We start from the raw sequence: 19,256 nt of genomic DNA on the forward strand, positions 1-19,256 counted from the left end.
CTCGGCGCCACCAAGGTGTTCGCCTGGCCCGGGGCCCAGGTCGCCGTCATGGGCTCGGTGGCCGCGATCCGGATCCTGCACCGCCGCAAGCTGGCCGAGGTCCCCGAGGACGCGCGCACCCAGGTCGAGAACGAGCTGGCCGAGGAGCACGCGCGCATCGCGGGCGGCGTCGAGAAGGCCGTGTCGATCGGCGTCGTCGACGAGGTCGTCGACGAGGTGTCCGCCGCGGCGGCGCGCGCTGCGGCCGCCGGGGTGCGCACCGACGGGATCATCGTCGACCCGACGCACGACTTCGGCAAGAACACCCACCACGGACTGGCGCTGCTGCGCCACACCGACCGGCTCGTCGCCACCGGCTACCCGGTCCTGATGGCGTTGAGCAACAAGGATTTCGTCGGGGAGACCCTCGGCGTCGAACTGGACGAGCGGCTCGACGGGACGTTGGCGGCGACCGCCTTGGCCGCCGAGCACGGCGCGGCCATCTTCCGCGCCCACGAGGTCGCCGCGACGCGGCGCGTCGTCGAGATGGTGGCCGCGATCACCGGTCGCCGCGGCCCCGTCCGCGCCGTGCGGGGGCTGGCATGAGCGGTTTGGATACCGGCGCGGTTCCTGAGGTCCCCGGCCCGCCGATCGCCACTTGGGATCGGCCCGAGTGGACCGTCGACGATCTCGTCGCCGCCAAAGACGGTCGCACCGTCGCCGTCGTCCTACCCGCGCTCAACGAGGAGGACACGGTCGCCGGCGTCGTCGATTCGATCCGCCCGCTGCTGGGCGGGCTCGTCGACGACCTCGTCGTACTCGACTCCGGCTCCACCGACGACACCGCCGCGGTGGCCCGGGAGGCCGGTGCCCGCGTCGTCAGCCGGGAGGAGGCATTGCCCCAGGTGCCGCCGGTCGACGGCAAAGGCGAAGTGCTGTGGCGCTCGATCGCTGCGACCACCGCCGACATCATCGTGTTCATCGACGCCGACCTGGTCTCCCCGGACCCCATGTTCGTGCCGAAACTTGTCGGACCGATCCTCACCCACCCCGGAATCGAACTGGTGAAGGGCTACTACCGCCGACCGTGGCGGACGTCGGCCCGCCATGCCTCCGACGGTGGGGGACGCGTCACCGAGCTGGTGGCGCGCCCGCTGCTCGCCGCGTTGCGCCCGGAACTGAGCCATGTCGTCCAACCGCTCGGGGGCGAGTACGCCGGGACCCGTGCACTGCTGGCCTCCCTGCCGTTCGCCCCGGGGTACGGCGTCGAGGTGGGATTGCTCATCGACACGCACGAGGCGCGAGGGCCGCAGGCGATCGGCCAGGTGAACCTCGGTGTGCGGGTGCACCGCCACCGACCGCTCACCGAGTTGGGTGTGATGAGCCGGCAGATCGTCGGGACGCTGTTGCGGCGATGCGGGATCGACGATTCGCTGGCGCCGCTGGTGCAGTTCGCGGCGGCCGCCGACGGGTCGTTCGCCACCCAGGTGACCGAGGTAGTGCTGACCGACCGGCCGCCGATGGACTCGATCCGGCGGGAGTGCTGATCGCCATGTTGATGATCGTGGGCTACGGGCTCGGCGTGATGATGGCCGCCGGAGTGCTGTTCGCCGTGGTGTGGTTCGTGTTCGGCCGCGGCGAGGATCTCGCCGCCGTCGACGACGATCTGACGGTCACGGCACTGCCGCGCGCCGGCATCGCCGGAGACGACGTCCGCAAGATCCGCTTCGGACTTGTGTTCCGTGGGTACAAGCAGTCCGAGGTCGATTGGACGCTGGAGAAACTCGCACGCGAGATCGATGAATTGCGGGCCGTCGCGGGCGCGTTGCGGGAGCGCGCAGAGCGCGGCGAGCCGAGTGGCCAGGACGGTCGTCGCGATGTGGGCGATGCGCAGCCACCGGCGGTGACCAGCTATAATGAAGCAGATTAATCCTTGGAGGGAGTTGCACGATGGCGGCGATGAAGCCACGAACCGGAGATGGCCCGATGGAAGCAGCCAAGGAGGGCCGCGGGATCGTAGTGCGCATTCCGATTGAGGGTGGCGGACGCCTGGTCGTCGAGCTGACGGCGGATGAGGCCGCCGCGCTGGGGGAGGAACTGCGCGGAGTCGCCGGCTGACGTCAGCCGTGTAGACCGTGACGCCGCGCACCGCGCTCGATGCGGTTCTGACTGCGCTGCGCTGTCCGGTGTGTGCCGGACCCATTGCTGCGACCCCGCCCGGGTCATCGGTTCTCGGCTGCCCTCAGGGGCACCGCTTCGATATTGCCCGGCAGGGGTACGTCGCCCTGTTGGGCGGACGTTCGGCAGGTTTGTCCAGCGATACCGCCGACATGATCTCCGCCCGCCGCGCGGCACTGTCGACACCCCCGTACCGCGCGCTGCGAGAGGCTGTGGCGCACGCGGTGGCGTCGGAATTGGGTGAGTGTTCCGAGCCGTTGGTCCTGGATGCGGGGTGTGGCACCGGCCAGTACTTGGCATCGGTGCTCGATCAGTGTGCCGACGCCCGTGGTCTGGGGGTGGACCTGTCGAAGTACGCCGCGCGCTCCGCGGCCCGGTGCCATTCGCGTGCGGCCGCGATCGTCGCCGATCTGTGGCAGCCGTGGCCTCTGGCCGATGCGTGCGCAGACGCCGTCCTCGCCGTCTTCGCACCCCGCGGCTATGAGGAGGCACGACGGGTCTTGCGCGACGACGGGACCCTCGTCGTCGTCACGCCGCGCGCCGACCACCTGCGGGAGTTGATCGATCCGATGGGCATGCTCGGCGTCGCCGACGACAAGCACGACCAGGTCCTCGCCGCGCTGTCCGCCGCGGGCTTCGGGTCGGTCACCGTGGGCACCGTGCAGCGGAGCGACGAGTGGTCGTGCGACGACATCGTCAATGCCGTCGCAATGGGGCCAAGCGCCTTCCACACCGCACCAGAAGCCCTGCGCGAGCGGGCCCGCGCACTGTGTGACCGCGCTCCGGCCGTGACGGTCACGACCGCCGTCGACGTGACCGTTGCCCGGAGCTGAGCGAGGAAACGGACACCCGGGGTAGGTTGGGGGAGTGAGAGCAGAGCCACACGTCCTCGGAATCGTGCTCGCCGGCGGGGAGGGCAAGCGCCTGTACCCGCTCACCGCTGACCGGGCTAAACCCGCGGTCCCGTTCGGGGGCACCTACCGGCTCATCGATTTCGTGCTGTCGAACCTGGTCAACGGCGGATACGAGCGCATCTGCGTGCTCACCCAATACAAGTCGCACTCGCTGGACCGCCACATCGCACAGACCTGGTGGTCGAGTGGATTCCACGGCGAATACATCACGTCGGTGCCCGCGCAGCAGCGACTGGGCAAGCGGTGGTTCACCGGCAGCGCCGACGCGATCCTGCAGTCGCTGAACCTCGTCTACGACGAGAAGCCCGACTACCTCGTCGTCTTCGGTGCCGACCACGTGTACCGCATGGATCCATCGCAAATGGTGGCCGCACACATCGCCTCGGGCGCGGGTGCAACGGTGGCCGGGATCCGCGTGCCGCGCGAGGAGGCGACGGCGCTGGGCTGCATCGACGCCGACGAGTCCGGGCGCATCACCCGGTTCGTGGAGAAGCCCGCCGATCCGCCGGCCACGCCGGACGACCCGACGATGACGCTGGCGTCGATGGGCAACTACGTGTTCACCACCGACGCGCTCATCGAGGCGCTGCGCGAGGATTCCGCCGACGAAGATTCTGACCACGACATGGGCGGCAACATCATCCCGCTGTTGGCGAGCAAGGGCGAGGCAGCCGTCTACGACTTCCGTGACAACGAGGTTCCCGGCGCCACCGAGCGCGACCGCGGTTACTGGCGTGACGTGGGGACGATCGACGCCTTCTTCGACGCCCATATGGACCTGGTGTCGCCGAACCCGGTCTTCACCCTCTACAACCGCCACTGGCCGATCCGGGGCGAGACCTCCAACCTGCCGCCGGCGAAATTCATCCTCGGCGGCTCGGTGCAGAACTCGGTGGTCGGTGCCGGATCGATCGTGAAGGCGACGGCGGTCAGTGGGTCGGTGATCTTCACCGACGTGGTGATCGAGGCCGGTGCGGTGGTGCAGAACTGCGTCGTCATGCCCGGTTCGCGCATCAACTCCGGGGCCGTGGTCCGCAACGCGATCCTCGACAAGAACGTCGTCGTCGCCAAGGGTGCGCAGCTCGGCGTCGACCTCACGCGCGATCGTGAGCGCTACTCGGTCAGCGACGGCGGGATCGTCACCATCGGCAAGGGGATCGTCGTCGATTAGCCCTGATCAGCCTGGTGTTGGGCCCGGAAACCGGTGCAAACACCAGGTTGATGAGCGTGGTGTCCGCGGAACCGATTGCCGGGTCGCCGCGTCTAAGCATTTGTGGAGCTCAACGAACTGATCATCCGCCACGACGGAGTGATCACTGCGCGCGATGCCCTCGCAGCCGGATTGTCCCGGTCGGCGATCACGCGACGCGTTGAGTCCGGCGAGTGGCATCGTATCGTTCGCGGTGTGTACCTGGTGGCCACGCACGCCCGATCAGCGCGGGCACAGGCCCGGCTGGCGGTGCACTCGATCGGCGGTGGCGCTGCGCTGGGCGGTGCGGCGGCGGCGTGGTGGCTGGGTTTGTGCTCCGACGAACCGCGTAGGCACCTGGTGTACACCGCGGTCTCGGGTCGTCATCCGCGTCGAACCTCGACGACCGTCGTACGAGAGAGGCGCCTGCTCGACGAGGATGTGATCGTCCACCGCGGCCTGTGCGTCACCGAGAGGTCACTTACGGTGCTCGATGCATCCGAGACGCTGGGCATCGGAGTAATCGATTCCGCGCTGCTGCGCCGGACAGTGACGATCCGCTCACTCGAGGCGGCCCACGCCCGGTACCCCAAGCGGCACGGTTCGCCCGCCGTCTGCCGCTACCTGGCCGCACTGGCCAACGGTGCGCGCTCAGAGGCGGAGCGCATGGCGGTCGGCATCTTCACCAGCGCGGGGCTGACCGGTTGGATCGCCAACTATCCGACTGCCGGCTACACGGTCGATTTCGCCTTCCCCGAACACCTGCTCGCTGTCGAGATCGACGGATTCGCCTTCCACCGTGACGCGGACGCCTTCCAGCGCGATCGGACCAGGCGCAATGCACTGATCGCGGCCGGTTGGGAGGTGTTGAACTTCACCTGGTCGGATCTGCTCGACCAGCCTCAAGCGCTGGTGGAACGCGTGCAGCAGGTGCTGGCCCGCCGAGCGGCGTGATCAGCCTGGTGTTTTGCCCGGAAACCGGTGAAAACACCAGGCGGATCAGGCGGATCAGGCGAGCCGGTCCAGCGCCGCGGCTACCAACGGTTTCAGCTCGGGGTTGGGGACCTCGCCCAGCGGGAACCACCGAAGGTCCAGTGACTCGTCACTGCACACCACCTCGGGCAGCACGCCGTCGGGCGTCGGAGGCGCCACGGCGACGAAGCGGACATCGAGGTGGCGCGTCGGCACGCCCAGCGAGCAAGTGATCGGGTGGGTGTGCAGGTGCACTGGGCCGTGCGCGAGCCGTAAGCCTTCGATGCCGGACTCCTCGAGGGCTTCGCGCAGCGCGGCAGCTTCGATCGACTCATCGTCGGGCTCGCAATGCCCGCCCAGCTGCACCCACTTGCCGACCCGGGGGTGCAGGGTGAGCAGTGCGTGCGTCCTATCAGCGTCGACGACGAGCGCCGAGGCGGTGAGGTGACCGGGTGCGTGGGCGCGCAGGCAGCCGTCGGGCGCCGCGTCGAGAAAGGCGAGATAGGTGTGGCGCAGGCCGTCCTGCTCGGGATCGTCGAACTGCGCGGCGGTCAGGGCAGCCCGCACCGAGGCGTGCACGCTCACAGCTCCACGACCAGTCCGTCAGGGTCGGCCGTCGAGCGTAGCGGTGGATTGGAACCATCGTCGGGCCGGTCGGGCAGGTACCCGACGGCGATCGCCCCCAATGGTTCCCACCGCTCGTCGAGGCCCAGCTGTGCGCGTACCACCTCGGGCGCGAAGATCGTCGAACCGATCCAGCAGCTGCCGATCTCGCGGGCCGACAGCGCGACGAGGAGCATGCCCACCGCGGCGCCGGCCGCGACGGTGAACATCGTGTGCTCGGCGGCGTTGCGCCGCGCGTCAGGATAGGTGTGGGCACCTTCGGGCACGAGGAACGGGATGACGACCTCCGGGGCGTCATACAGGATCTGGCCCCGGCGCACGCGCTTGGCAATGGATTCGGGGGTCTTCTCGTCGCCGGTCAGGTCGGCGCGCCAGGCCTGCGCCATCGCATCGAGTAACGCGGTGCGCCGCGCCGGGTCGCGCAGCCAGACGAACCGCACCGGATGGGTGTGGTGTGGTGCCGGCGCGGTGAGCGACTCGGCGAGGGCGGCGCGCATCTCGTCGGGATCCACCGGATCGGGCGCGAAGGCGCGCACCGAGCGGCGCGTGAGTACGGCCTCACGACGGCCCTGCGCGATCGCGAAGTCGGTGCCCAAGCGGAAGAGGTCGTCGGCGCCGGGGCGGACCAGGTCGGCGGCAGCACTGCCGTCGTCGGCGATGCGGAACCCGCGCACGATCGCCGCGCCGACCCCGTCGAGCTTGCCTTTCACCAGGTCGGCAGCCGCAGCGATTTCGTCGGCGACGGCGATCTCGGTGACGATCAGCTCGTTGCCGTGGGTGTCACGACTGCCCTCGTAGGAGTGGGCGACCGTAAGGCCGGCCGCACCGATCGCAACGTCGGTCTGTCCGATGCGCCAGGCACGGCCCATGGTGTCGGTGATGACGACGGCCGCGTCGATTCCCGCCGCGGCGAAGGCCGCCCGCGTGCGCGCCGCACTGGCGTCGGGATCGCGCGGCAGCAGGGCGAGTTCATCGGTGGCCACATTCGACCCGTCGACACCGGCCGCGGCCTGGATCAGCCCGTAGCGGTTCTCGGTGATCAGCGTGCGGTTCTTGCGCGCCACCACGCGTACCGATTCGTCCTCGACAAGGCGCCGACGCAGCGCGTCACGCTGTTCCGGGTCGGTCGGCGCGGGGACCAACCGGCCCTCGGCCTTGGAGAAGACTTTGGAGGTGATGACGACGATGTCGTGGTCGTGCAGTTGCGCGGCGTGCAGGATCGCGGCGGCGACGTCATCACCGGGTGCGAACTCCGGCAGCCCGATGATCGGGATGATCTCGATGGTGCCGGGGGAGCGGTGATCGGCCGATGGTGTTCCAGTCACGACAATTCCGGGGTGTCAACGCCGACCAGGGCACACGCGTCGCGCACCATCTGTGCGGTGGTGCGCGGGTCGGTCATCAGCAGCGGTGCGGTGCCGATGGCGATGCCCTCGACCTCCGCGGAATCACCGTCGGCGATCAACCAGCCGTCGAGCAGACCCGCCGCGCAGCGCGCGCCGTAGTGCGCGGCAATGGCCTCGGCGGTGGTCGGCACGCCGATCACCGACAGACATTCGTCGGCCATCCCGCGCAGCGGCTTGTTGTCGATCACGGGGCTGATCCCGACGATCGGGGCCGACGCGGTGCGCAGTGCCGCCCGCATCCCGTTGACCGACAGGATCGCCCCGATGCTCACCACCGGGTTGCTGGGCGCGAACAGGATGACGTCGGCCTCGTCGATTGCCGCCGCGGCCTCCGGCGTCAGGTGGGCGTCCTTGTCGCCCACCTGGGCGAATCCGGTGGTCGGCACCTGTGCGCGGTAGCGGACCCACCACTCCTGGAAGTGGATGGCGCGCTGTGCGTCGCTGCCGGGCGGCGTGATTACGACGTGGGTCTCGTGCCGCTCGTCGCTGACCGGCCGCAAGGCCACCCCCGGCGCCCATCGGCGGCACAGAGCGGCGGTGACGTCGGTCAGGCGATAGCCGGCCTCGAGCATCTGAGTGCGGATCAGGTGGGTTGCCAGATCGCGGTCGCCCAGACCGAACCAGTCGGGGTCGGCACCGTAGGCGGCCAGCTCTTCCTTCGCGTGCCAGGTCTCGTTGCGCCGCCCCCAGGCCCGCTCCTCGTCGATCCCGCCGCCCAGGGTGTACATGCACGTGTCGAGGTCGGGGCAGATGCGCACGCCGTGCATCCACGCGTCGTCGCCGACGTTTACGATCGCGGTGACGCTATGGTCGGATTCGCCTTCGCCGGGGGCGCCGTCTGACGGTGCGGGGAACGGCGTACGTCCGAGGAGTTCGCGCACGCCGAGCAACATGCGTGCGCCGCCGACGCCGCCGACCAGGACTGTGACCTTCACGAGGGTCCACTGTAACGGTGCCCCCGAAAGCGGTGTGACGCAGTCGAATCCCTCAAGCCCGTGTCGAGGCACCCGATTACGGTTCGGTGGTGGTATACGCGAGTTTTCCCATTCGGCTTGACCTGAGAGTGGGACGCGTGTCTAATCACATCAGTGTCATTTGAGATTTGAATTATGGCATTACCGGATGTGAATTGCCTTGGGGCACAGCACATTCGACCATATGTTCGAAGCTCGAACTCTACCGGTCCGATTGGCGGCACCGGAAGCGGGTGGGACACGCAAGCACATTCGGGTGTTCGGTCGCTGCCGGGTCGGCGGCCACCGGACGACAATGCTGATCGACACGAGAAGGAGACGCTGAGATGGGATTGGATCACCCGCTGGGCGGCGACTCGACTGCGTACGGCTTCCCGACATTCCATGCCGGTACGGCGCAGACGGCACGCACACACCTGTCTGTGGTTCCCAACGATTTCGATGCACTTTTCGACGAGGTGGAGGACACCTGGCAGGACCGGGCACTGTGCGCCCAGACCGACCCAGAGGCCTTCTTCCCCGAGAAGGGTGGCTCGACCCGCGAGGCCAAGCGCATCTGCTCGGGCTGCGAGGTCAAGGCCGAGTGCCTCGAATACGCGTTGCACAACGATGAGCGCTTCGGCATTTGGGGCGGCTTGTCCGAGCGCGAACGGCGCCGCCTCAAGCGCGGCATCATCTGACGCGCAGTTCTCGCGGCGCAGGCGCCGCACGCCCGATCGATCACGACGGGCCGTTCTCAATCGTGTCCTCGTCGAGCCCCAGGTAGGTCGCCACCTGCTCGATGAGAACTTCGCGCACCAGGTCAGCGAGGTCGGCGCGGTCGGTGCAGCGGATCTCCAACGGGCGGCGGAAGACCACGATCTGGGCCCGTGTCTGGTTGCCGGCGGGGTCGATGGCGGCGGGGATGAGCCGCGCGAGCGGAACCGAACGGTCCGCGGACACCTCGGCCGGCCATTGCACCGAACCCGGATCGATCGGCAACATCCGCGGCACGTCGTCGACGGCGATGTTGAGTTCGCGCAGCTGGTCGTGCCACAGCGCATCGATCTCGGCGAGTGAGTCGATCACCACGGCATCGAAGTCGTCGGCGCGCGACGTCCACGCCGGCACCGCCTGCGGCAGCAGCGGGGAGCGCAGCCCGCGGCCACGCCGGTCCCGTGCCCCGCGGGTGCGGCGGCGCATCTCCGATTTCACACGACGAGTGTAGGACCATGATGGTCTGGACCGCCCGCGTCGATGTCCGGTGTGTCGGCGTCTTCTCGCCGAAGTGACCGGCTAACCTGACAAACGTGACCGTTCATCGTCAGTGCTCGCGCCCGGCGTGCTCCCGTCCGGCCGTGGCGACGCTGACCTATGACTACGCCGGGTCCACTGCCGTCATCGGACCGCTCGCCCGGGCCGCCGAACCGCACTCCTGGGATCTGTGTGCCAATCACGCCGATCGCATTACCGTGCCCCGCGGATGGGACATTATGCGCAGCTCCAGCGGCTTCTCCGTGCCCACCGAGGAGCAGGAACTGACCGCGCTGGCCGAGGCGGTACGCGAATCGGTGGCTGTCGGTTCGGAGTCCATGGACGGTTTCGACGACCTGCCGCCGCGCCCGCCTGCCCCCGCCGTGCGCGCACCGCTGCGCCCGCGCCCGGGCCGACGAGGGCATTTACGAGTTCTTCCCGACGTCGACTGAACCGCCGGGTCCCCGCTCTCGGCGTAGATGGATACGCTAGAGGCATGCGCACGACAGGGGTGGACCTCGACGACCCGAGCAGTCTCATCGATGCCGACGTCGACGGGCTGCTCCATGCGGCGGCCCGTGCCGGAGCCCAGGTCCGGGCCGTGGCCGAAGCGGTCCGCGAGGGGGCTATAGAAGCACTGGCCACCCTGCGCCCGCGCAGCGTCGTCATCGTGACCGGCGGCTCGGTGGCCGCCGCGCAATCGGCACGGTTCGTCATCGCCCATGCCGCCGCGCGCCTGGATGTGCCGCTCGTGGCGGCACCGTCGCTGCCCGGTTGGATCGGGCCGCTGGACGTCGTCGTCATCGTCGGTGATGACGCCGGTGACATGGCGCTCGCCGATGCCGCCTCGCGTGCGCATCGCCGTCATGCCGAGTTCGTCGTCGTCGCCCCGATCGAAGGACCGCTCGCCGGTGCGGTGGCCGGGCGCGGCCTGGACCTGTCGCCGCGGGTCGTCGTGCCCGAGCAGTTCCGCTTCGTCGGCCACGTCGCTGCGCTGATCGCCGTCTGCCAGGGACTGGCACAGGTGCGCTACCTCGGCGGTGACCTCGACCTGGCGGCACTCGCCGACGCCCTCGACGCCGAGGCGTCCCGGAACCACCCGTCCCACGATGCCTACGGCGCCCCCGCGAAAACCCTTGCCGAGCGCTTTCGCGCCTGTGCGCCGGTGTTCTGCGGCGACAGTCCGGCCGGGGATGCCCTGGCGCAGCGCGCGGCCGGCACGCTGTTCGCCATCGGCGGTGTGTGCGGCAGCGCCGTCGACCTCTCCGCTGCGATGACCCGGATGCTGCGTGATGTGGGCAGCACGCCGGTCGACTCGATCTTCCACGACCCCGAGATCGACGGGCCCGTCCCGTCGCGGGCGCGACTGTTCGTCCTGAGCACCCCCGGGCAGCAGTGGTTGGCGCGTAGGCGGGTGGCCGCGCTGCCTGACGCGGAAACCCTCGTCGGGTCCGCCCCCGATAGTCCGGACGCATCTGCGGACCCGGGCGCGCCGCCGTCGGGTGACGAGGGCCCCGACGCGCTGGTGTCCCAACTGGTCCTGGCCGCGCGACTCGAGATGGCCGCGGTGTACGCCGATCTACTGGGAGCGGGGTAGCCGTGCGCGTCCTCGAGGGTCTGGTCCGTCCTTACGCGTGGGGGTCGCGCACCGCGATCGCGACGATCCGCGGCCTGCCGACGCCGTCCGCGCATCCGGAGGCCGAATTGTGGTTCGGCGCGCACCCGGCAGGTCAGGCGCAGTGCCTCGATGCCGACGGACGCCCCGAGGAGGGACTGCTGACGCTGATCGAGAACGATCCGATCGCCGCCCTCGGATCGCCCGTAGTCGATGAGTTCGGGGTGCGGCTGCCGTACCTGCTGAAGGTGCTCGCGGCCGAGGAGCCGCTGTCACTGCAGGCACATCCGAGCTCGGCGCAGGCCGCCGAAGGGTTCGCCCGGGAGAACGCTGCGGGAATCCGCCTCGACGCGCCGGAGCGCAACTACCGCGACCCGTGGCACAAGCCGGAGGTGGTGCTCGCGGTGACACCGTTCGACGCACTCGCCGGCTTCCGCGACCCGGCGCACACGGTCGACCTGTTGCGCGAACTCGCGCTGCCGGCCCTCGACCCCTACCTGGGCATGATCGCCGGTCAGCCCGACAGCGACGGGCTGCGGGCCTTGTTCACGACGTGGATCACGCTGCCCGAGTCGGTGCTCGCCGACCTGGTGCCCGCGGTCATCGATGCCGCCGTCGGGGTGCTGGCTGCGGGTGGGACCGCGTTCGACGACGAGCTGCGCACACTGCTCGAGTTGGGCGAGGCGTATCCGCGCGACCCTGGGGTCCTCGCGTCGCTGCTGCTCAACCGCATCCACCTGGAACCCGGAGAGGCGCTCTACCTTGCGGCGGGCAACCTGCACGCCTACCTGCGCGGCACGGCGATCGAGATCATGGCCAACTCGGACAATGTGCTGCGCGGCGGGCTGACCCCCAAGCACATCGACGTGCCCGAGCTCTTGCGCGTCCTCGATTTCGCCCCGGTGCACCCTGCCGACCTGTCCCCGAAGGTGTCGGTACTGGGCGCCGAGCGGATCTACACGACTCCGGCGCCGGAGTTCCGACTCTCGCGGGTCGAACTCGACGGCACCGGTCTGCGCCACCCGTCGACCATCTCCTTCGACATGCCCGGTCCGCAGATACTGGCGGTGACCTCGGGGCGCATCGAGGCTCGGGGTGGCGGCGAATCAGTAACCGCGAAGTCGGGACAGGCTGTGTGGCTCGCCGACGCCGATCCCGACGTCATCGTCGCTGCCGCCTCGTCGCAGGCGGTGTTCTACCGGGCGCGCGTCCCGATCTAGCGCACGCGGGCCGAACTAGACGATGCTCTCCAGGGCGTCGACCAGGGCCAGTTCGGCAGGGGCGGCGACCCCGGTCAACGTCATCGGTTCCCCTCCGAAGGAGACATCGATCCGCGATCCGTCGGCGGCCGATGCCTCGATGTGCGCCCACGTGCGGGCCGTCGTGCGGCGCTGTAATCGGACCCGCAGGACGGAGTCGTCGGCGGTCGTCTCGTCGACGAGGTCGACGACCGCGAGACCGGTCGAGCCGCCACCGTGGTCGGGGTGCAGAGCCAGGACCCCGGGGTCGTCGACGAGTCGGCACAGCGGTGCCCAACGTCGCGGGTCCGGGGAGTGCACGCCGATGGACGCGCCGGCGCCGATACACCGCAGGACGAGCAGTGCGACCACCTCGGCGTTGCCGGTCAGTCCACACGAGTGTGCCGACGAGGAGAACAGCGGCACGGTCACGGCGCGACCGCGGGGGTCGGCACCGATCAGCGGACCGTCGTCGCCGACTCGGAACCGCCAGCGGCGCAGGGCCGCAGGGTCGGCGACCAGGCGTGGCAGGCGCATGCGGGGCAGGCGGGGGACAGGAATCCGGTGCACCAGGGCGGGGCCCTGACGCCCGTCGAGGGGGTCGAGGCACGACGGTGTCGAGCGCAGCAGCCGACCGGAGCCGGGCACCTCGGTCGTCCCTACCAGCCCGTGCAGGACGGGCGCCTCAGGAGGCCCCGACAGGCGCAGGAGCGTCGTCGTCGAGACCGGGTGATCGGCGGAGAGGGTGCGCATTGCGGAGGGAGTCGCGTCGGGACCCAATGCGAACGTCCGCCACGTCGCGATGCCCGCCGTTGCCTCGGTGGGAGTCATTTGCAGGATCGTCTCACCGTCGCTCGACAGGGGCGCGAGGCGTGGGCCCAACAGATGGTCGGTGAGTTCATGCAGATCGGCCGCCGACAACGGGGTGGCGCGCATCCCCCGGGCGCTCAAGAGGGCGGATAGCCGTCGGGTGAGGGTGGCGGCGGTGCGCAAGGCAGTCGCCGTCGCGTGGGGGCCGGTCGGCGCGATCCTCGTCGCCGAAAGGCGCGCCACGACGGCGACCCGACGCGCCGCGGCGAAGGGCAGCGGGCCGAGGGTTTCGCGGTAGGCGGCCGCGACGGTGCCCGCACCGCAGTAGCGGTGTTCGATCACCACCAGGTCCAGCGTCACCGGCACCCGGCAGGAGGCGCGGAAGTGCGCCAACAGTGCGAGGTCCAAGTGCGTGTCGCGGCCGAGCAGTGCCGCGGACTCGGTTGTGGTGTGGTGGCGCACGACGGGGGTGCCCGGCTCGACCGCGACCGCGGTGAGCAGTGTGCCACCGTCGGCGCGCACGCCGACCGGGGTGTTTCCGTCCAGGTTGGGGTCGGCACCTGCCGGGACGTCGACGGCGATTGGCACCCGCAGCGTGAAATCGTCGACCGTGTCGGCGCGGTTGGCAACAGAAGTGACAACAGAAGTGAAGAGCACGATTCCCCCGATTCGTGACGAGCGCCGCGAAGCCCCCCCGGCTATGGCGCACGTGCGAGGCTAGCGCAGGGGCAGAGGAATCGTCGTGGTTTCTCGTGCCGCGTACGGGGTTCTACTTCGCGGGACGCACGACCGCGGCGAGTTGGTCGCCGAGCCAGGTCTCGTAATCGTCGGGTGACCAGCCACATTGCCGAATGAGCCGGTCGGCCACCTCGGGTGCGGTGAGCGTCCACACGATGTCGTGCAGGCGGGCGCGCCCGCCCGGGAGGTCGGGGATGCCGTGGCTCTCCTCGAGGCGGTCGAGAGCGTGCCCGTTACCGGTGCGCCGCTCGCCTTCGATCGTGGTGACGAGGGCGCGCAGGTCGGCGTCGCCGCCGGAGCCGCCCTGCAGGAGGACACCGAGCAGGGGGCCGACGCGCTCGAAGATCAGCCGCGATAGGTGCGCGTAGGCGCGGAAGAAGGCCTCCGGGTCACTGCTGGTGCTCAGGGCGAGGAACGCCGGGCGCTGGCTCATCGGCGTCGGGTCGTCGTCGCCGGCGAGCATGACGTCGTAGACCGCCTTGACTACCTGGGCCTTGCCGCCGATCGAGTTGTAGACCGTTTGGGGGCTGACGCCGGCGGTGTCGGCGAGCCGCGCGACGGTCATCCCGTCGTAGCCGCCGGCAAGCAGGATCTCCCGGGCCGCGGCGATGATGCTTGCGCGCGTCGCCCGGGCGGCCTCGCGTCGCGCAGGACTGTCGTAGGACCGTCGTTTCGCCATTGCGCCCCTCCGTCAAATTGCTTAGAATCAGATTCCAGTGGAATATTAATCCACTGAAACTACCAATCAAGTGAGGATGCCATGAACAACCCCGCATTGCCCGCAGCACGCGCAGTCTTCGACGCCATCAATTCCGGGGACCTGTCCTGCCTCGACACATGTGTCACCGAGGAATTCGTCGACCACGGGTCACCGCTCCCGGTGCCACCCGGTCCCGACGGATACCGGCAGATCCTGACCTGGGTGACTGGTGTCCTCTCGGTGCAGTACGAGGTCATCGACATCATCGAGACCGACGACCGCATCGTGTTCCGGGCGATCGCCCGAGGGGTGGGGGTTCCGCAGCTCCACGGTCCCGCGGCTGCCGGGCGCGCCTACGAGATGTCGACGATCCACATCTACCGGACCGAGGGGGACCGGCTCGCCGAACATTGGGGTGTGCGCGACGAGGTGGGGGCGATGGTGCAGATGGGTGTACTGCCGGCCCCGGACCCGATGATGCTCGACGCGGCGTCCCGCTGACGACCGTCGCGGTCGCCCGATCGCCGCAATAGCACCCCGGGCCGGCGCCGAGCGTGCAAGAGTGGCGTCGGCGCCGGCGGGAAACCAGGTCGATCCGGGGGGATCGCACCGAGCCGGCACGGTCGGGGTTCGGGGGAACACCATGGTCAGACAGTTGACGACGCGCGCCCAGGTGAGCGGATACCGCTTCCTGTTGCAACGCGCCGAGCACACTCTCGTGCGTCGCGATGCCCGGATGCTGCACGATCCGATGCGCGCGCAGCGCCAGTCGGTCACGATCGGCCTCGTCATAGCGATCCTCGTTGCCGCGGGGTGCGGGGTGTACGGGCTGATCCGGCCGGTCGGATCGGTCGCCGATGCGCCGATCGTGCTCAACCGTTCCGACGGCGGGCTCTACGTCGTCGTCGAGGGCACCGCGCACCCCGTGCTCAACCTCGCCTCGGCACGCCTGGTCGCCGGGTCGGCGGCCGAGCCGAAGACGGTGGCGGCGGGGGCGCTGCGCGATCTGCCGCGTGGGCCGACGCTGGGAATCGTCGGCGCGCCCAACGCGCTCGGGTCCGGTGCGGCCCCGGCCTGGACGGTGTGCGACGCGGTCAACGCCGACGGCGATGCCCCGTCGCGCACGGTCGTCGTCATCGGCGACGGTTCGGAGTCGGCCGGTCTGGCCGCAGGTGCCGACGCCGGGTTGTTCGTCGTCGTCGACGAACAGGCCTACCTCGTCTACCGGCTCGGGCAGGGGAGTGCGGCGCGGACGGTGCGCGCCCCATTCGACGCCGACGCCGAGCCCGTGCGCCGAGCGCTGGGCCTGCACGGCGCGGTGGCGAGACGGCTGTCGCCGGGGTTGGCCAATGCCATCGAGGAGGTGGCACCCCTGGCCGTGCCCGAGATCGCCGGTGCCGGCGGGGCCGGTGCGCTGGGGATGCCCATCGGCACTGTCTTCGCGGTGCCGTCCCTCGACGGGGGTGCCGAACACTTCGTCGCCCTGGCCGACGGCATTGCGCCCGTCACCGCCGTGGCCGCCCAGATGCTGCGCCTGGCCGGCGACTCGTCGTCGGAACGGGTGCCCACGGTGTCGCCGGCCCGCGCCGCGCAGTCCCGGGTCGTGGACCTGCCTGCGACCGCGCACTTCCCTGTTGCGGTGCCGCGGTTGGTGAGCGTCGCCGACGCGCCCGTCATCTGTCAGCGCTGGTACCGACCCCCCGGTGCGCCGGCCGCGGTGACCGCGCTGCTGACCGGACACGCGATCCCCGGGCCGACGCCGGTTGTGCCGGTCGGCGCCGACGGTTCTGGGCCGCGCGCCGACGAGATCCGCGTCGCACCGGGAACCACCCACGACGTGCGGGTGAGCGGCATGGACCCGCGCAGCCCCCGCCGGCACGGCCGGTTCCTCGTCGGCGACACCGGCGTGCGGTACGCGGTGGCCGACGACGAGACTGCCGGGGTGCTCGGGTTGGGCGAGCCGGCTTCTGCGCCGTGGCCGATCCTGGCCCTGCTACCGGCCGGGCCCGATCTGTCGCGCGCCGCGGCGCTCGTGGCGCACTCGCGCTTCGAGGGTTGACCCAGCACCGTTTCGTCAACCCAGCATCGACTGACGCAGGATTATCGAAATCGTGAAGGAGTGATGCTCAGTCGGCGAGTGAGAGGACCAGTTGCTCCCACTGCTGCACGATCTCGTCGTGCGTGAGGCCCTCGGCCTCGGTGAGGAACAGCACGGCGTCAGCCTGCAACGGGGCCTCGACGGCCAGGGCGGCGACCTCGGGACGGGCGACCCCCATCTGCGTCAGCAGCATCCGCACATGTGTGGTCGAGGCCATCACCACCGGCATCGTGTACCGCTGCGTGCCGGTGCTGGCGATGGCCTCGGCGAGGATTTCGCGGTGGGCGAGGGTGTGTTCGAGTCGGGCGCGGCCGTAGGCGAGGAGGCGCTGCAGCGGCGGAGCACCGGGGCCCAGCGGTGGGGGGCCGAACAGGTACCCCCGCTGCAGATTGCGCTCGTCATGGTCGATAAGGGCCCGCATCAATCCGGTGCGACTTCCGAATCGGCGGAAGAGTGTGCCCTTGCCGACGCCCGCGGCCCGCGCCACCTCGTCCATGGTGACCGTGGCGGCGCCCTGCTCGGCGACCAGTCGTGCCGCGGCGTCGAGGAGTTTCACCCGGTTCTGGGCGGCGTCGGCGCGCTCGTCCGGCCCGGCCAGCAGGTCTTCACCCACCAGCGGGAGCGCATCGTCGCCGCTGTCCACGTGATGAGCCTAACTCCTCGTCTCGGGCAGATTTCGCGGCCGAAGCGCGTTACACCAGTCATGCCTGCACCCCACACCGTCGCCGTGCTGCTCGGCAGCCTGCGAAACCAGTCCGTGAATCGCCGCCTCGCCCAGATCGCCGTCGACAGCGCGGGGCCCGACTCCGTGGTCTCGATCGTCGAGGGTCTGGGCGACCTGCCCTTCTACAACGAGGACATCGATCCAGACACCCCCGACGGTGCCGGGTCGGTGCTCGATGAGGGGGTGGCGACGGTGCGGGCCGCGGTGGCATCGGCCGACGCGGTCCTCGTGGTGGCTCCGGAGTACAACGGCTCGCTGCCCGCCGTCCTGAAGAACGCGATCGACTGGTTGTCGCGCCCGTACGGCAGGGGCGCTCTGGTCGACAAGCCGGTGGGAATCATGAGTGCGTCGTCGGCGCGTGGTGGGGGCGAGCGCATGCGCGTCGATGCCGTCAAGGCCATCGGGATCGCCGGCGGGCGCGTCGTCGAAGAAGTCCGTGTCGGCCTGCGCGCGAGCGAGGTCGGAGCCCTCGGCGAGGTTGACGAGGCGATTGTGTCGCAGGTCACAGGGGCAATCGAGGTCCTCGTGGACGCTGTCGACGCCTCGGTGGGCGTCTGAAGCGGCGTTTGAATCGGCCGTCTGGACGGCCTGCGGCACGACACGCCGAACACGCCGAGACACGCCGAAGATTTGAGATCGTAAAAGCCTGCGACCAGCGAGTTTCATGAATGTAATTCACAACTTCTAGTGTTCACTGGCAATGTCAGACACAAGGTGTAGTGTTCGGGTTACCCAAACCACATCGATGGAATTCGGAGCAGCCAATGGCAATCACGGTCTACACCAAGCCCGCATGTGTGCAGTGCAACGCCACCTACAAGGCGCTCGACAAGGCCGGTGTGGCCTACGAGGTCATCGACATCTCGCAGGACTCCGACGCTCGTGACTACGTCATGGCGCTCGGTTACCTGCAGGCGCCGGTCGTCGTGGCGGGGGACGAGCACTGGTCGGGATTCCGTCCGGACCGCATCAAGGCTCTAGCGGTCTCCACGGCCACGGCCTAGTCCGACAGGCGCCATGATGTCGCTGTCGGTCGTCTACTTCTCGTCGGTGTCGGAGAACACGCACCGATTCGTCGAGAAGCTGGGCGTGTCGGCGCGGCGGATCCCGGTCCACGACCGCGACGAGGCGCTCACCGTCGACGAGCCGTATGTGCTGATCACCCCGACCTACGGCGGGGGCCGCAGCGCGACGACGACCGCGGGCGGGGGATATGTCCCCAAGCAGGTCATCCGTTTTCTCAACGATCCACACAACCGCTCGTTGATCCGGGGCGTGATCGCCGCGGGTAACACGAACTTCGGGGCCGAGTACTGCATGGCCGGCGACATCATCGCCGGCAAGTGCAAAGTCCCCTATCTCTACCGATTCGAACTCATGGGTACCGCCGAGGACGTCGAGTGCGTCCGCACGGGGCTCGCCGAGTTCTTCGCCTCTGACGCCCTGTCGGTTGCGAACTAGCCGCCCCGCACCACCAATCCCGATCCAGTTCCGCACCAGGAGTGTCTATCGTGTCGTCGCCCACCACCACCTCTGAGACCGCGTCGGCCAGCCAGTCCGGCCTCCACCCGAGCCCGGCCGGGCACGAGCCGGGGGAGCTGGACTTCCATGCGCTCAACGCGATGCTCAACCTGTACGACGCCGACGGGAAGATCCAGTTCGAGAAGGATCGCGAGGCGGCCAACCAGTACTTCCTGCAGCACGTCAACCAGAACACGGTGTTCTTCCACGACCTCGACGAGAAGCTGGACTACCTGGTCGAGGAGAACTACTACGAGCCCGAGGTGCTCGAGCGCTACAACCGCGAGTTCATCCGCGAGCTGTTCGGCTACGCGTACAGGCAGAAGTTCCGCTTCCCGACGTT

General features: G+C 69.5%; 23 protein-coding genes and 1 pseudogene. 17 read left to right on the forward strand and 7 right to left on the reverse strand.

What is annotated here, in order from left to right:
• From B4L26_RS13980 to B4L26_RS14010, 7 genes are all read left to right on the forward strand, one after another.
• Positions 1–585, forward strand: a 585-nt coding sequence (locus B4L26_RS13980; protein WP_290719632.1) for a dihydropteroate synthase, incomplete at its 5' end; no start/stop codon positions are given.
• Positions 582–1,526 (forward strand): glucosyl-3-phosphoglycerate synthase, encoded by a 945-nt coding sequence (locus B4L26_RS13985; RefSeq protein WP_290719634.1) that lies wholly within the window; start codon positions 582–584, stop codon positions 1,524–1,526. The genes B4L26_RS13980 and B4L26_RS13985, both read left to right, overlap by 4 nt.
• Positions 1,520–1,909: a DivIVA domain-containing protein gene (locus tag B4L26_RS13990; protein ID WP_290719636.1), complete on the forward strand. Its 390-nt coding sequence runs from the start codon at positions 1,520–1,522 to the stop codon at positions 1,907–1,909. The genes B4L26_RS13985 and B4L26_RS13990 overlap by 7 nt, the downstream gene beginning before the upstream one ends.
• Before the next feature lie 20 nt (positions 1,910–1,929).
• Complete coding sequence (locus B4L26_RS13995) at positions 1,930–2,097, forward strand: DUF3117 domain-containing protein (protein WP_290719639.1); 168 nt, start codon at positions 1,930–1,932, stop codon at positions 2,095–2,097.
• 17 nt (positions 2,098–2,114) lie between these two features.
• Positions 2,115–2,990, forward strand: coding sequence for a methyltransferase domain-containing protein (locus B4L26_RS14000; protein WP_290719641.1), 876 nt, complete (start codon positions 2,115–2,117; stop codon positions 2,988–2,990).
• A gap of 34 nt (positions 2,991–3,024) precedes the next feature.
• Positions 3,025–4,242, forward strand: a complete 1,218-nt coding sequence (gene glgC / locus B4L26_RS14005; protein WP_290719643.1) for a glucose-1-phosphate adenylyltransferase — start codon at positions 3,025–3,027, stop codon at positions 4,240–4,242.
• Between the two features lie 102 nt (positions 4,243–4,344).
• On the forward strand, positions 4,345–5,214 hold the full coding sequence (locus B4L26_RS14010; RefSeq protein WP_290719645.1) for a type IV toxin-antitoxin system AbiEi family antitoxin domain-containing protein: 870 nt from the start codon (positions 4,345–4,347) through the stop codon (positions 5,212–5,214).
• A 54-nt stretch (positions 5,215–5,268) separates the two neighbouring features.
• Here B4L26_RS14010 and B4L26_RS14015 read toward each other — a convergent pair whose 3' ends face one another.
• From B4L26_RS14015 to cofD, 3 genes are read right to left on the reverse strand one after another with little or no spacing between them, the layout of a single operon-like run.
• On the reverse strand, positions 5,269–5,817 hold the full coding sequence (locus B4L26_RS14015; RefSeq protein ID WP_290719647.1) for an NUDIX hydrolase: 549 nt from the start codon (positions 5,815–5,817) through the stop codon (positions 5,269–5,271).
• A complete protein-coding gene (locus tag B4L26_RS14020) occupies positions 5,814–7,181 on the reverse strand; it encodes a coenzyme F420-0:L-glutamate ligase (RefSeq protein WP_290719649.1) in 1,368 nt (455 codons plus the stop codon). Before B4L26_RS14020 ends, B4L26_RS14015 begins: the two co-directional genes overlap by 4 nt.
• A complete protein-coding gene (gene cofD / locus B4L26_RS14025; protein WP_290719651.1) occupies positions 7,178–8,197 on the reverse strand; it encodes a 2-phospho-L-lactate transferase in 1,020 nt (339 codons plus the stop codon). The genes B4L26_RS14020 and cofD overlap by 4 nt, the downstream gene beginning before the upstream one ends.
• Before the next feature lie 455 nt (positions 8,198–8,652).
• Here cofD and B4L26_RS14030 point away from each other — a divergent pair, with 455 nt between their 5' ends.
• Positions 8,653–8,916 carry a WhiB family transcriptional regulator gene (locus B4L26_RS14030; RefSeq protein WP_290719678.1) on the forward strand — a complete coding sequence of 88 codons (264 nt, stop codon included), beginning with the start codon at positions 8,653–8,655 and terminating at the stop codon, positions 8,914–8,916.
• Positions 8,917–8,956: 40 nt separating this feature from the next.
• Here the strand turns inward: B4L26_RS14030 and B4L26_RS14035 are convergent, their stop codons facing one another.
• Positions 8,957–9,418 carry a metallopeptidase family protein gene (locus B4L26_RS14035; RefSeq protein ID WP_290719680.1) on the reverse strand — a complete coding sequence of 154 codons (462 nt, stop codon included), beginning with the start codon at positions 9,416–9,418 and terminating at the stop codon, positions 8,957–8,959.
• A 107-nt stretch (positions 9,419–9,525) separates the two neighbouring features.
• Between B4L26_RS14035 and B4L26_RS14040 the strand changes: the two genes are divergently transcribed.
• Genes B4L26_RS14040 through manA form a run of 3 tightly spaced genes read left to right on the forward strand, consistent with a single transcriptional unit; the run spans position 9,526 to position 12,304 of the window.
• The gene (locus tag B4L26_RS14040) at positions 9,526–9,921 is read left to right on the forward strand and encodes a DUF3499 domain-containing protein (protein ID WP_290719653.1); all 396 of its coding nucleotides are present in this window, start codon (positions 9,526–9,528) and stop codon (positions 9,919–9,921) included.
• 44 nt (positions 9,922–9,965) lie between these two features.
• Entirely contained in the window at positions 9,966–11,066 is a 1,101-nt protein-coding gene (locus B4L26_RS14045) for a hypothetical protein (protein ID WP_290719654.1), read from the forward strand.
• A 2-nt stretch (positions 11,067–11,068) separates the two neighbouring features.
• On the forward strand, positions 11,069–12,304 hold the full coding sequence (gene manA / locus B4L26_RS14050) for a mannose-6-phosphate isomerase, class I (protein ID WP_290719655.1): 1,236 nt from the start codon (positions 11,069–11,071) through the stop codon (positions 12,302–12,304).
• 15 nt (positions 12,305–12,319) lie between these two features.
• Here manA and B4L26_RS14055 read toward each other — a convergent pair whose 3' ends face one another.
• Both B4L26_RS14055 and B4L26_RS14060 read right to left on the reverse strand, forming a co-directional pair.
• Entirely contained in the window at positions 12,320–13,789 is a 1,470-nt protein-coding gene (locus B4L26_RS14055; protein ID WP_290719656.1) for a hypothetical protein, read from the reverse strand.
• 112 nt (positions 13,790–13,901) lie between these two features.
• Positions 13,902–14,549 (reverse strand): TetR/AcrR family transcriptional regulator, encoded by a 648-nt coding sequence (locus tag B4L26_RS14060; RefSeq protein WP_290719658.1) that lies wholly within the window; start codon positions 14,547–14,549, stop codon positions 13,902–13,904.
• A gap of 81 nt (positions 14,550–14,630) precedes the next feature.
• On the opposite strand from B4L26_RS14060, the gene B4L26_RS14065 reads away from it, so the two are divergent.
• Together B4L26_RS14065 and eccB are read left to right on the forward strand one after the other, a co-directional pair.
• Positions 14,631–15,071, forward strand: coding sequence for an ester cyclase (locus B4L26_RS14065; RefSeq protein WP_290719660.1), 441 nt, complete (start codon positions 14,631–14,633; stop codon positions 15,069–15,071).
• Positions 15,072–15,213: 142 nt separating this feature from the next.
• Complete coding sequence (gene eccB, locus B4L26_RS14070) at positions 15,214–16,629, forward strand: type VII secretion protein EccB (protein WP_290719663.1); 1,416 nt, start codon at positions 15,214–15,216, stop codon at positions 16,627–16,629.
• Between the two features lie 67 nt (positions 16,630–16,696).
• Here the strand turns inward: eccB and B4L26_RS14075 are convergent, their stop codons facing one another.
• Complete coding sequence (locus B4L26_RS14075; protein ID WP_290719666.1) at positions 16,697–17,311, reverse strand: TetR/AcrR family transcriptional regulator; 615 nt, start codon at positions 17,309–17,311, stop codon at positions 16,697–16,699.
• 60 nt (positions 17,312–17,371) lie between these two features.
• Between B4L26_RS14075 and B4L26_RS14080 the strand changes: the two genes are divergently transcribed.
• The 4 genes and pseudogenes from B4L26_RS14080 to B4L26_RS14095 all read left to right on the forward strand — a co-directional run.
• Positions 17,372–17,950: an NAD(P)H-dependent oxidoreductase gene (locus B4L26_RS14080; protein WP_290719670.1), complete on the forward strand. Its 579-nt coding sequence runs from the start codon at positions 17,372–17,374 to the stop codon at positions 17,948–17,950.
• A gap of 206 nt (positions 17,951–18,156) precedes the next feature.
• A complete protein-coding gene (locus tag B4L26_RS14085) occupies positions 18,157–18,396 on the forward strand; it encodes a redoxin NrdH (RefSeq protein WP_290719672.1) in 240 nt (79 codons plus the stop codon).
• Positions 18,397–18,409: 13 nt separating this feature from the next.
• Positions 18,410–18,853 (forward strand): class Ib ribonucleoside-diphosphate reductase assembly flavoprotein NrdI, encoded by a 444-nt coding sequence (nrdI, locus tag B4L26_RS14090; RefSeq protein WP_409563418.1) that lies wholly within the window; start codon positions 18,410–18,412, stop codon positions 18,851–18,853.
• A 50-nt stretch (positions 18,854–18,903) separates the two neighbouring features.
• A pseudogene (locus B4L26_RS14095) lies at positions 18,904–19,256 on the forward strand (ribonucleotide-diphosphate reductase subunit alpha); the annotation flags it as partial.

Origin of the sequence: Gordonia sp. UBA7599, from assembly GCA_002477755.1 — a bacterium.
Lineage (GTDB): Bacteria > Actinomycetota > Actinomycetes > Mycobacteriales > Mycobacteriaceae > Gordonia.